The 12,436-nt window shown below is 58.1% G+C and carries 14 protein-coding genes and 1 tRNA gene; 1 reads left to right on the top strand and 14 read right to left on the bottom strand.

Annotation, left to right across the window (positions count from 1 at the left end; all coding sequences use genetic code 11):
- Positions 1-55 precede the first annotated feature (55 nt).
- From JWZ97_RS08075 to secG, 14 genes are all read right to left on the bottom strand, one after another.
- Entirely contained in the window at positions 56-349 is a 294-nt protein-coding gene (locus JWZ97_RS08075; RefSeq protein ID WP_205434255.1) for a hypothetical protein, read from the bottom strand.
- A gap of 320 nt (positions 350-669) precedes the next feature.
- On the bottom strand, positions 670-3,336 hold the full coding sequence (locus JWZ97_RS08070; RefSeq protein ID WP_205434254.1) for a DUF3987 domain-containing protein: 2,667 nt from the start codon (positions 3,334-3,336) through the stop codon (positions 670-672).
- Entirely contained in the window at positions 3,329-3,982 is a 654-nt protein-coding gene (locus JWZ97_RS08065; protein WP_205434253.1) for a hypothetical protein, read from the bottom strand. The genes JWZ97_RS08070 and JWZ97_RS08065 overlap by 8 nt, the downstream gene beginning before the upstream one ends.
- Positions 3,975-4,289 carry a hypothetical protein gene (locus JWZ97_RS08060; RefSeq protein ID WP_205434252.1) on the bottom strand — a complete coding sequence of 105 codons (315 nt, stop codon included), beginning with the start codon at positions 4,287-4,289 and terminating at the stop codon, positions 3,975-3,977. Before JWZ97_RS08060 ends, JWZ97_RS08065 begins: the two co-directional genes overlap by 8 nt.
- On the bottom strand, positions 4,282-4,536 hold the full coding sequence (locus JWZ97_RS08055; RefSeq protein WP_205434251.1) for a hypothetical protein: 255 nt from the start codon (positions 4,534-4,536) through the stop codon (positions 4,282-4,284). Before JWZ97_RS08055 ends, JWZ97_RS08060 begins: the two co-directional genes overlap by 8 nt.
- Positions 4,536-4,820, bottom strand: a complete 285-nt coding sequence (locus tag JWZ97_RS08050) for a hypothetical protein (protein ID WP_205434250.1) — start codon at positions 4,818-4,820, stop codon at positions 4,536-4,538. Before JWZ97_RS08050 ends, JWZ97_RS08055 begins: the two co-directional genes overlap by 1 nt.
- Before the next feature lie 284 nt (positions 4,821-5,104).
- Complete coding sequence (locus JWZ97_RS08045; protein ID WP_205434249.1) at positions 5,105-5,779, bottom strand: KilA-N domain-containing protein; 675 nt, start codon at positions 5,777-5,779, stop codon at positions 5,105-5,107.
- Positions 5,779-6,024 (bottom strand): AlpA family transcriptional regulator, encoded by a 246-nt coding sequence (locus JWZ97_RS08040; RefSeq protein ID WP_205434248.1) that lies wholly within the window; start codon positions 6,022-6,024, stop codon positions 5,779-5,781. The genes JWZ97_RS08045 and JWZ97_RS08040 overlap by 1 nt, the downstream gene beginning before the upstream one ends.
- 63 nt (positions 6,025-6,087) lie before the next feature.
- A complete protein-coding gene (locus JWZ97_RS08035; RefSeq protein WP_205434247.1) occupies positions 6,088-6,777 on the bottom strand; it encodes a hypothetical protein in 690 nt (229 codons plus the stop codon).
- A 711-nt stretch (positions 6,778-7,488) separates the two neighbouring features.
- A complete protein-coding gene (locus tag JWZ97_RS08030; protein WP_205434246.1) occupies positions 7,489-8,136 on the bottom strand; it encodes a hypothetical protein in 648 nt (215 codons plus the stop codon).
- Positions 8,133-9,137, bottom strand: coding sequence for an ImmA/IrrE family metallo-endopeptidase (locus tag JWZ97_RS08025; protein WP_205434245.1), 1,005 nt, complete (start codon positions 9,135-9,137; stop codon positions 8,133-8,135). The genes JWZ97_RS08030 and JWZ97_RS08025 overlap by 4 nt, the downstream gene beginning before the upstream one ends.
- Positions 9,138-9,279: 142 nt before the next feature.
- Positions 9,280-10,500 (bottom strand): integrase arm-type DNA-binding domain-containing protein, encoded by a 1,221-nt coding sequence (locus JWZ97_RS08020; protein ID WP_205434244.1) that lies wholly within the window; start codon positions 10,498-10,500, stop codon positions 9,280-9,282.
- A 181-nt stretch (positions 10,501-10,681) separates the two neighbouring features.
- Positions 10,682-10,766: transfer RNA gene (locus JWZ97_RS08015), tRNA-Leu, on the bottom strand.
- Positions 10,767-10,783: 17 nt separating this feature from the next.
- On the bottom strand, positions 10,784-11,149 hold the full coding sequence (gene secG / locus JWZ97_RS08010) for a preprotein translocase subunit SecG (protein WP_205434243.1): 366 nt from the start codon (positions 11,147-11,149) through the stop codon (positions 10,784-10,786).
- Between the two features lie 441 nt (positions 11,150-11,590).
- On the opposite strand from secG, the gene JWZ97_RS08005 reads away from it, so the two are divergent.
- Positions 11,591-12,436, top strand: a complete 846-nt coding sequence (locus JWZ97_RS08005) for an ABC transporter ATP-binding protein (RefSeq protein WP_205434242.1) — start codon at positions 11,591-11,593, stop codon at positions 12,434-12,436.

Raw genomic sequence — 12,436 nt, 5'->3', positions numbered from 1 at the left:
CTGGTGGATTGGCTTGGAAGAATCGACCCACCCTTCCGGTCTCGCATCGGCAACCTCAATGGATAGTCCATAGTTTCTGAATATTGGCGGCCTCGATCTGCAACAAGGCGCACATGACGGTCATCAACTCGACCAGGTCGGCCAGCTCGCCACACACCACGGCGGCGAATCCGTCTTCGAAGGCGGCATACGCGGTGAGCCCACGCACGACCAAACACGGCCGTCCGTCCCTATGCGCCTTGCGCAACAACGGCCATACACCCGCTGCCCGCGCCATGCGCTTCACCTTTACATCGTCGGCAATCAAGGTCGGGGTACGTCCTCTGGCAAGGTTTTCTGCTGTACTCATTTCGCTGTCCTCAAAATTGGGGAAAAGTGCGAAACACAATTCACAAAACCCACAAAACCCCCTCCTAGGTTTTGTGGGTTTTGTGAATAGACTCCGGGGCATTTTCTCTGGCTCATGTTGAGACCGTCGTAAGTTATTGAAAATATATATAAATAAAGGTCTAAAAAACCCTTTAGGCGTTTTTCACAAAACACACAAAACCTCCGAGAGTGAATTCACAAAACCGGTTTTGTGAATTTTGTGTAGTTTTGTGAAAAGGTTCTGTGAAAGGTCCGAACGACCTCGTAGCACCCCCTCTATCGGGGTTTTGTGTAGATGGATCATGCGACATGCACCTTGGGGTTGACCACGTAGGCAGCCGACGGCCGCCCGCCTTTTTCGCTCGCACGCTCTTTGATTTCAGGCCCGAGGACATGCCATTCCCCCAGCTGCTCAACGGCAGACTTGAGCTTGTCGAGCGTAGGGAAGCGCCCACGCAACGCCTGCTGGGCCTCTCGCCGATGCAATCGCTCAAGCTTCTGCGCCCGTATCCAGGCCAGCAAGGCAAGGGCATCGTCCTCGCCGACTCCTGCGCCCATGAGCGAGAATGCCGCCTCGGCGTGGGGAATAAGCAGACGGCCCAAGGCAACCGCCCGTGCCACCGACTCCTGCCGCACGCGCCGCACGTCCACCCCGTGGATCGCCAGTTCCAGCAGCCCAGCCACGCGCGCCACCGCGCCCGGCAGTTTTGATGTCCAGTCCGCGATATGCGCGTAGCGCCCGCCCGCGCCTTGCTCACGCTCCAATTCCTCCGAGAAATCCAGCCAAAGGCTCAGGGCATCCTGGTCGAACGGCAGCACAACCGGCGCGCTCAATGGCCTTTCCATCGAGTCGAGCAAGCCCATGATGTTTGATTCCCATGCTTCCTTGACCGTCTCAGAAATCGCGGAATGGCGCCGCACATCTCGGGTACCCACGTTCGATGGCGGGATGCCGAAGAGGAAGCGAGCCAACAGGCCGGAGTCTCGAAATTTCCGCGACTTGGCAGCATCCCGCAGGATGCCGGGCTGCAGAGCCATGCCGAACGACAAGGCCGGGCGGTCGACGTAAGCAGACCGGCCAGCCCGGTCGACGCGGAGGTGTGTGCCGGCGTGCGCCTGGAGAAAAACGTCGAGGCTGGAAAGGCCGCCCGTGTGCAAACCAGCCATCACGGCAAAGATGCCGCCCTCATCCGTCAGAACGGACCACATACCGTCATACTCGACCAACGAACGCTGCAGGCCTTCGCTATTGATATCCCCGGAGAACAGGCGTGGAGCACGCAGTTCCAACGGCATCAGTTCCTTTTCGCGTTGAATTTCCGCCGTCAGCGCCTCGCGATCGTCGGCCGTGCTCGCCTTGGCCGCCTCGGCCTTCAGGCGCTCGATGCGCTTCTCGGCTACCTCGCGCGCCGCCGCGTTCCGCGCGATGTCCCCGCGCATCCGGTCCCGCTCCAGCTTCTCCCAGCGGGCAAGCACAGCGCTTAGTGCATTGATTACGGCCGTTTTACGTGAGCCCGAGGGCAAGGCTACCAGCGTCCACAAGCTCAGCGGTTCCGTGTAATCTGAGCCGAAAGGAGCCACCAGGAAACGACGCTGTAACACGGTCGCCAGGGTGGAGAGCGCGAACAACACCGCCATTGCCGGCGGTGTCTGGGTCGCTTCCGCCACAGCACCGGCCATGGCTCCGACATAGCCCGGCAACACATCGGCCGGAATGTCGGGAACCAAGGTCGACGTAGGTAGACTAGGGTCCGGCCATTCCAGCACCACGGCATCGTTCTCCGCCGGTCCGGCAGCTTGCGTGGGCTGTTGCTCGCGCAATATCCATTTCCAAACCCCCTCAACCTCACCCGCCGGCAACGGGGGATGACACCGGGCGCCGTTCTCCGCGCGTAGTGCTTCCAGGATCGCGCCAGCTCCTACGCCAGATCGCCGCAAAGCCCCTGCCATCCGGGCCAGATGTTTATTACGGGCACCTTCGGTCACGGCATCGTCGGGCGCAGTCTGAGTCGGGCTTTCCGAATACCGCCGCGTCCGCTTGTCTGCTGGATCAGCCAGGCCCGCCACATGAGCATCCCGAAAGGCCTTTACCTCACCGGAAAAGTTCATCGCTACGACCTGGCCGGTTGTGTCCGTGGGGCGCATCAATTCGGCGAACGACTGAACGGCGAATTCCGCCCAGTCGACAGGGATACCGCGGTGCGCGCACTCTCGCCCCAGCCACAGCACCATGGCATGCCGCCCGAGCGTGGGATCTTCATGCGTGCGCCGCGCGGCCCGACCGGCCAGCTCGGCTACGACCGACTTATGAGCACCGGGCGGCAAATCGCCCGCCGGCTTGACTGGCGCCGACACTGCCGCCCGCTCTAGCATTGGAAATGCCTCGAGCAACCGGCTAGCTGAATACGGCAGCCCTCCCGATTCATGAACGATGCGCACGCGGAACGGCGCGGCCGGATTTTTCAGGTGCCAAAACCCCGGCAACCGCAACACGCGTGTCGTGTCTTTTACGTTCGGATCGCTGCCATAGTCGGCAATCATCCGCTCCATCACACCGGTGAACTGCGCAGGAGTCAGCCCGTCCACCGGCCAGTAGCGGTGGAACTTGCCCGGGGACGACTCGATGACCAGCTGCGGTTCCAGCGGCCATTCCGTTATGCCGCAGGGCGTGTCTTCCTCGTGCCAGACGGCGCGGATTCGGACGATGTTCTCCAGCTTGCGGCCATGGCCATCCGTTTCGTTGACCGTTACGAAAACACCGGACCCGCGTTTGTTCAGGTCGGCCAGCGCCGACGCACATGACTCCAAGTCACCGTGGAAGATATGCGCGAGCTTCTTATCTTTTCGGCTCTTCAGGTCGTCGAAGGTCTGAAAAGTAAAGGCTTCCTCACCCTCGGCCAGCAGACTGAGAAACCTGGCGGCTTCGGTAAAGTCCGGGCTGAGAGTATCTGAGCGAACGTCAGTCATGCTCGCTGCCCCGCAAATCACTGAGTAGTGCGCGCGCAGAGCGCAGCGCCTTGACTGCGGACTCAATGGCATAGGTTGCTTTATTGAGTGCGCGTCCGTGCTGCCTGGTCGGCAAACTGTCCTTCACGTCGCGACCAGCCAGGCCCGCCGACATCGTCTGCGCAATAGCTCGATCAAGCGCCGAGCCAACGCGTTCCAACTCTTCGCGCAACTCTGAGCTTTCGGGCGTTTCGAAGTGGCCCTGGCTGGCCATCACCTGCATACCGATGACGGCATACTTGGCGACCTCTTCGATGAAACCGTCTTCGACGCCCGAGCAGCGGTGTTGGCGGATCATGGCCTCGATGCCGAACCACAAGGCATGTTCGGCCGCCTCCACGTCGGCGTTTACGAGTCTGACGACTTCGGCAAACATCCGCCGACCCAAGGTCATACCGTTATCCCAATAATTTGGGACCAACGGCACCCACCAATTTTGCAGCCCAGCCAATCCCTCGGGAGCCGGCTCCGGATACCGGTAAGTGAATGAAAGCCCGTCGCGGGATTTGATGGGATGATCGGGCAGCGGCGCGCGCAAGCCGAACCACAGCGCCTCTTGCTCAGCATTCTTGTGATGCTCTTCGACAAATTTTCGCGTACTAGCCATGGTCGTGCCCTCCCTGTGTTTCTGCCGCGACGACATTGGCCGTGTGAGACGGGGTTAGGGCCGCGGCGCCCAGGTCGGCATTCTCTGGCCTGTCGATTTCGAACTTGAGCGCCGCATGAACGACCTCAAGCACAAAACAAAGACCTTCACCTGTCGGGTAGCCGCGGTCGCTTGCATCGGTCGTCGCACACGCCAGAAGGTTGATGACGTTTGCCACCGCCGCCGCGGTTTCCCTTAAATCGTCCTTGATTAAGGGATTTATCCCGGATGCCGTAGCACGGTTTATGGGAGAGAGATGCTTATCCATGGCGGTCTCCTCCCAGTTGCTCTTCTTGTTCCCCACGAAGATCAACACCTGCGAGGAAAGCCTCCGTCAGCATGTCCTCCAGCTCTTTGTCGCTGACTGCAAGCATCCCGGCTTCTCCGCCGGCAGCGCGGCGGCCAAGCAATTCCCCGGCGAACGCGCGGGCACTTTTGAATGTTTGGAGATGGCTTTTGCTGGGCTGCTCGTCCTCGATACAGCCCGCCAGTATTCGTCGGATGATGTCGTCCATTACCGCTGCCCTCCCTGGTTGCGTTCGGCTTCGCACGCGGCATCCCAAAGGCCTTCGGCGGTTCGGTGCGCGCCTTTGGCCAGGGTAAAGGCCTTGTCCAGATCGCGTAGCACGCCGCGGAGCTCGCGGATGTCGCGGTGGTCTATGGATAGATCGGCAGCCAAGCCGGCAGCGGCTTCAAGCTCTTCTTTCAAGCGCCGGCAGACGGTTGCCAGGCGCGCGGCCTGGTCTATGGGCAGGGTGGATTTTGGGCAGATTACGCCCGGGGGAGTCTGGGTAGACATGGTGGAATCCTCACTTGGGTCTTGAAAACCCGCCCCAGCCGCCAAGCAAAGGGTGGGCACCGTACACGGGTTGGCGGATCGGAAGTGAGACCGACCAGTCTTGCGACTGCCCGCGCACGATACCCATGGAAACTGGATTCCGCGCATGAAAAAAGGTGCCACACGAGCACCTTGATTGTGCTCACTTACCGGTCCGCCAAGACCGTATCGCCCATGGGGGGCGACGGAAAAAGGATAGGCCTCTCCCGTTGCGGCTGTCAACGGGTTGTTGCTGACGCAGGCATTCATGCGGCCGCCTCCAGCGCCGGCCGATGTTGGGCGCGCCAGTCGAGTGCGTACTGTTCGAGCAGAAGCTTGCGGTCGCCGTAGGGCACACTTCTCGCCAGCAAGACGGCGTTGCGTTCTTCCAGCAAAGCCAACAGCGATAGCTGGGAGACGGTCAGCGATGCGCGATCGAGCGCCTCGAATTTCCCGGAGACAGCCCACGCGATCAGCCGCGCTTCGTTGACGAAATGATGCTGGGCCGTGGTCTTGCCTTCCGCCTGCCGCGCCAAGATGAGCACCTCGACCATCACCCTGAACGAGGCCGTCGCAGTGGAACGGGCCTTTTCCCAGTCGTAGGCTGGGTGACTGCCACGGAGCAAGGCATCAATCTGTTCGTCACACCAGACTGAAAAATCGATATCCAGCCATCGCGCGAACGCCACCGCAAGCTTGGGGTGCAGCCATGTGCCACCGCCCCGATCCACGCGGGCGCGACTGGTTTTTACATACGGGATTTTCCCGTATCTACCTTCGAGAGCTCGCAAGTAGCGCTCGGTATCAGGCAGGCGCAGCCACTCATGGGGCTGCTTACCAAAGTGTGAAGCCACTCCCGTCGCATTGAACCAGCCTTCCCTGGTAAAGCCGACGCTTAATTCCTGATAGGCCAAGCGGATGAGGTTTGAAGGTTTAGCCATCAGGCATCCTCACCCGAAGACAACATCACCTGACGAAGCGCCCCAACATTCCAAGCGGTGACGCCAGCCCCAATGCGCGCCGGCGACGGCAGCTTTTGCTTTTTTACATTCCTCCAAACCGTTGCCGGTGCGCACGCGAACAAGGCGCAGACCACAGGCAAGCGGACGTGTGCGCTATTGGGCAGGTCGTCGAAATGACGAAGCGCATCCGGAATCGGTTCAGGTTGTGAAGAGTTCTTTTGCATCGTTTGACCCCGTGCAGTTGCTATCTGGGTCAAACGATATCGGCGACTTTACTCGAACCGCGGCTAGAGTAATTTTTTCCCCGTACGGTATAGTGAAACGACCTTTTGGAAGGAGCTGTATTTATATTCCTCGCTCACTCCGTTTCGGTCGTAGATATATCTTATAGGCGAGTTTTTAGGCTCCTTTGGGCCGAAGCCTAATCTATCTAGTTCATGGAAAAAAACCAGCCATAATTCCTTTGGCGATTTGCTTTTGTGCTCGTTGGAAATTGCGATTTTCCCGATGATCTGATTAGTGTTTGTCACCGATCCATCGTCACACTCCAAGAGGCGGCGCGGCTTTTTGGCTCGCTCGCTCTGCTTCTTGGACCTTACCTGTTTGGCAGAAATTTCATTTGGGAGATCATGATATATCCGGTACGCTGAACCATGTTTAATAAACTGGTCCCATAACGAAGTCAGGGAGTCAATATGGTAAGTTATAGCTCGACACCGCTCGATTTTGTCAGCCACATCAGCCGCTAGAAAGTACAGTTCGGCCGCTAATCGAACACTCTCAGATACGGGCTTTCCCGGCTTATCGAAATCGAGCAGGTAAGCATGGATCAGGGGCAAAAGCATTTCGCGTATAGTTATGTGAAGGCTAGGCTTTATAAAACCCGCTTGAACGGCTTTTAGTTCATCCCTTAGTACCTCAATAAGGTGCTCCTTCTCGCCGGTATCAAAGAGAGTTACCCAGGATGGGACCTGCATGAAAGCCACCTTCAAGGCCAGCCCTTCAAGATAGGAACCACGCCAGCAGGTGAAGGAGTCCTGCTTGTCGCCTGGCCGGGCTAGGCGTGGTAATTCGATAGTATCAGCCGGAACGCCGGAACGGAATCACGGCCGCACCGCTCTTCAATCGATCCAGATAATCGGCCCCAGTCCCTATGAATTCGCACCGCTCGTCCAGCGTGTTGCGCGCGTTGGAATACCCCCTCGGCGATGGAAAGAGGGGGGATGAAACGGCAAGCCTTGGGGGTCGCATGTGGTCCGGTGCGAAGATCGGGGTACTGCAGGGCGGTTACAACCGCTTAACCGGCGCCGCATAAGCGTGTGTCGCGCCATGTAGGTATATCACGCACCAGGCACAGCTGTGAGCAGGGGAATACATCGCTCCCGGTTCCGGAATGGGCCTGACAATGCAGCGGGACGTCTCCCGCGGTGACCACGCACCGATAAAGCAGGGCGTGTCGCGGCAAACCTGGTGCAGGACACGGAAAGTAACGGTAATGGCCGTCGGTCCGCTCCAGCATGGGATCCATCTTTACCCATGTACTGGTAACGGAAAAAGCGGGGGTCTGCCTAAGGATTGGGTTTGCCGGCGGACAAGGGCGTCAGCTAGTCACCTGGCCGGACTGGGCGCGGTAATTTGGATGAGGTAGGCGGAATTAAATTATGAAACGCTACGGCGACGAAACGCGTTCATGTGGCGATTGGGCGATTCATAGGCAATAAATGTCGAAGCGCCAACATCGGCTCAATTTCCTTAGAATATGAAACTAAGCAATCAATCAAGTCGGACTCGCGCATATCCGGTTTCAGTAACAGACGCAGCATGGCATCAGGCTTCGGACAGCCCAACAGTTTCTGCTTGACTATGGCGAAGCCGAACTTGTGCAGCGCTAATAGGATGGCGCTTTCAAATGTAACCACCCTTCCATTCAAAGCAGGTACCAGCAAAGGAATCAAGTCTACATTAGCTAACAAGGCGCAAAGCGCCTTTCTATCACCTGTTATCAGCAGGGAACCAGCAAGCTCGGAGGCTGCAGCAAATAGTAAAGCCTCCCCATCGTCTATTCTGTCGATCCCAGACAAGGTTTTCAGCAAGTCTTGGTCGATGATGGCTGGAATTACCTTGGCCATATCCAGAAAAGCTTGAACCCTCTCTACAACCACTTCGCTTCCGCACTTTTCTCGTGCCTTCACAGCATTCTTCGGCAAAAGCTGATATCTGGCCGTAGGCGTAACAAGAATCTCGTCAGTAGACTCACCTAGCAATTCAGGCAAGTCCCCCAACATGTCGCATTGGGCCAGTTTTAAGATGATGTCGTTGTCCGCCAGCAGGATCAAACGCGAGTTTTCCCAATGAGCCGCTTCAACGCTGCGAAGTCATCTTCCGGCATGGCGTCAAGGTCCAAGAAGTCCAGTAGTAACTGAATCAAAGTTTCTTGGTCAGTTGGACGATTTTCGGCAATAAGTTTTACGGCGCTAACCGCAACAGCAAAGTGAGTTTTTACGTTGTGGCCGTAATTTAAAGCGACATGGAGTGGGTCTATTTTCTTCTCGGCTCCAATCCTATTCGCTATTGTTTTTAGTTGTTGTGGATAAAGTCGTCCCGCTGGAACGATATTGCAATCTGAACTGCCCGTGAGTAACTCGCGAGCATAACGATTAGCAGTTTGTTCGTGTTCGTCTTCCGCATCAGCGTCGATCTCTGTATCAATGACCCAAGCACCGCCTTGGGTATGTCCCAAGGCAATATGGCCTAGTTCATGAGCCAAATCGAACAATAGAAACCCATGCGGCTTACGCTGGGTTAAGACAATGACCGGTCGCCCGTCCTGCTCGAAAGAAACCCCAGCCATTTTCTTTGCTTTGACCGGGAAGTGGTCCAAAAAAATAACCGGAATACCCGAATGCAGGCAGTACGCCAATAGGTCTTGGAAGGCAATCCAAGGCTTACCCTCCAGTAACTGTCGGCGGAGTACAGCCGCATCGGGATAAACGCCCGGCATGAACTCCGGCTTAAATGCTTTCAGAGTCAAGCGGGCCGCCGAGCGTGCTAGGGCACATGCGATATCCAGCTCATGGCTTTGCGTGTTGGCCCGCTGCTTGAACTTGCAGCCATCAGGGACGGCTAAGGCTGGCAGTGCGGCTTCTGTCCACAAGCTTTCTGGTTGGATACTGAACAAGCGGCTCAGCAGCAGGCTGGCCTGCTGGAAGCCGGCAGGAGTATCCGCGATAGCATCATCCCACCATTCCGGCAGCAGGGAATGAATATAGGGCTTGCTGTAACCGACGTTTGCGAGTTTTTGATACAGGCGCTGCATGGGCTTATGCGTAGAAGTCATGGCGCACCTCGTTGTGACCGTGAAATGAATTTTCCTTATTGTTTTGAGCAGGCGATTTCTGTCGAATTATCGCATGAAGCAATAGGGCCACCCAACAAAAGCAGTATGTCCAAGGTTCATGAATATTGCAGGCTGGCCACGCTTAACCTGACCGGCGGAACGGTATGACATCCGCCCCGTTCTTCAATCCGTCCAGATAATCGGCCCAAGCCTGCATCATCTTGCGCCGCTCGGGCAGGTGTTCAGCGTGGTTGTACGCGGCCTTGATCTTGTTCCGCTCAGCATGGGCAAGCTGGCGTTCGATGACATCGGACGGCCAGCCTTGTTCGTGCAACAGTGTGGACGCCATGCCCCTAAATCCGTGTGTGACCATGGGGTTTTCAGAGTCGGTGCCGTAGCCCAGGCGGATCAGAGCGGCCCGGACGGCCTCGGTGGTCATGTGATGATCGCGGCCATGGGCATGGGGGAACACGTATCGCCCGTGGCCGGTCAGCGGGTGAAGATCGTGCAGGATCGCCACCGCCTGAGTGGACAGCGGCACGATATGCCGGGTTCGCATCTTCATGCGCTCACCCGGTACCCGCCATTCGCGGGCGTCAAGGTCAAACTCCGTCCACTCGGCCTTGGTCAGCTCGCCGGGCCTGAGAAATACCAACGGGGCCAATTTGAGCGCAGCCCGGACTATCGGCGAGCCGGCGTAGGATCCCACCGCGCGGAGCAGCTCGCCCACCAGCTTGGGCTCGACGATGGTGGAGCGGTGCTTAACCTTCGCCGGCGGCAGCGCGCCGGTCAGGTCTGCCGCAGGATCACGCTCGACTCGCCCGGTTGCCACGGCATAGCGGAATATCCGGCTTGCCTCGCTGCGTAGCCGTTGGGCGGTATCCAGCCGGCCACGGTCGACGGTTTTGTCCAATGCGTCCAGCAGCTCGCGGGGCGTGATCTCGGCTATCGGCCGGGCGCCGATCCAGGGGAACAGGTTTTTCTCCAACCGCTCCAGGGTATGGGTGTAAGTGGTTTCCACCCACTTGCCGCGTTGCTTTTCCAACCATTCGCGGGCGATGATTTCGAAGCTATTGGCCACCAATTCGGCCTTGGCGGCAACGGCGGCTTTCTTGAATGCCGACGGATCGACGCCATTGACCAGCAGCTTGCGGGCTTCCTCGAGCCTGGTGCGGGCGTCTGACAGGGTGACCTCCGGATAACTCCCTAGGGCCAGGGTCTTGCGCTTACCGCCGAAGCGGTAATCCATGCGCCATAGTTTCGAGCCGGTTGGTTGCACCAATAGGTACATGCCGCGCTCGTCGGCGATCTTGTAGGGCTTCTCGGTCGGCTTGGCCTTGCGGGCTTCAATGTCTTGCATCATGGGCGCTTCATCCCGTTTGACGGTATCGGATACCGTCAAGGCCTTCGATACCGTCAGAAATACCGTCAAGAGTGTCGGTATTGGATGCTATCGCGTGATACGGCATGAGACAACAAAAAACCCGCCAAGCCTTGCGACTCGCGGGTTTTGATGCGTCTTGCGACGGCTTGATACTAGCTATTGGTGCCGATGGTCGGATTTGAACCGACACGACTTTCGTCACCACCCCCTCAAGATGGCGTGTCTACCAATTTCACCACATCGGCGGAATTCGATCGAGGATCTACTTCTTGCCTTCCTCGGTTACCGGCGGAAGGTCGGATTTCTGCGGCGCCGCACCTTCATCCTTTACGACCGGCAAGTCGACCGGAGCCTGGCTTGCGGCTGGCGTGTCCATCAGGTCAGTGCCCTTATTATCCTGTTTGGCGGCGGAATAAGCAAGAAGCAGGCTGGACGAGAAGAACAGAGCGGCGAGGATGGCGGTCGTGCGGGAAAGAAACGATGCCGACCCCCTCGCGCCAAACAAGGTATTCGATGCTCCACCGCCGAATCCCGCCCCCGCATCGGCTCCACGGCCTTGTTGCAGCATTACCAGGCCAATGATGGATATGGCGATGAGGACATGAACGACAATCAAAAATTGATACATAGATGACACCTGAATCTGGGAAAAATAATTATTGGGCGGTGTTTATTCGGCTGGCTATTCTACCGGCGGCGCGGTACGGGCTCGTAGCGCTTGGCCGGCACTCGTGTCTCGTGTTCAGAGATTAAGTCGGCAATGATACCTTGTTCACACGCCGAGATGTAGCTTGCCTGTTGGTCGCTCGGCAGTTTCTTGCACGGCCGTGGCTTAATCGGCTAAGTGCCGTTGTGTTATTGGCACCGTTTCGAACGGCGCCAATCGCGGGTGACGATGCTAGAGCGGGCAGGCATCGATCAGGCGCAGGCCTAGCCGCTGGATCGCCCCTTCGTCCGCTGCCAGGCATCGGAACCCTGGTAACCCCCGCAATTCAGGAAGTTGACTCGGATCATCGCGCTCGGGGACAATACGCCCCTTTTGAATTCCGGCCGGCTCGCTCCTTACCGCATGACAGGTGTCTTTACCGATAATGAAATCCTGATTTCCATCCGCGACCTGGTGTTTTCGCGGGGCGACAGGATCATTTTCGGAGGGGTGAGTCTGGACATACCGCGCGGCAAGGTGACCGCCATCATGGGCCCCAGCGGCACTGGCAAAACCACCTTGCTGAAGCTGATTGGCGGGCAGTTGCGCCCGAAATCGGGGCGAGTGGTCTTTGACGGCGTTCATGTCCACGGGCTGAGCCTGCGTGATCTATATCAGTTGCGCAAGCGCATGGGCATGCTGTTCCAGAGCGGTGCGTTGCTGACCGATCTCAGCGTGTTCGAGAACGTCGCCTTTCCCTTGCGCGAACATACGCGCCTGCCGGAGTCGATGATACGCACCCTGGTCCTGATGAAACTGCAGGCGGTTGGCCTTCGCGGAGCGAGGGACCTGATGCCGGCTCAGCTCTCGGGTGGCATGGCTCGGCGTGTGGCGTTGGCGCGCGCGATCGCCCTGGATCCCCTGATGGTCATGTACGACGAACCTTTTACCGGGCAGGATCCGATTTCCATGGGGGTGTTGGTCAAGTTGATCCGCGATCTGAACCGCGAGCTCGGTTTGACCAGTGTGGTGGTTTCCCATGATGTGAGGGAAACGGCTTCCATTGCCGATTACGTCTACCTGATCTCGGATGGCCGCGTCGTGGGGCAGGGTACGCCCGAGGCGCTGGATCGTTCCGATTCGCCCTGGATTCGCCAGTTCATGCACGGCGACGCCGACGGCCCCGTGCCGTTCCACTATCCGGCCCCCGACTATTTCGATGATCTCTACGGCAACGGCCGGCAGGGCGGGACGCCCAGATCTTCCTGA

Source organism: Methylococcus sp. EFPC2, from assembly GCF_016925495.1.
Taxonomy (GTDB): Bacteria; Pseudomonadota; Gammaproteobacteria; order Methylococcales; family Methylococcaceae; genus EFPC2.
The sequence above is the reverse complement of the archived record's forward strand: the minus strand, read 5'-3'. Positions and strand labels throughout refer to the sequence as shown.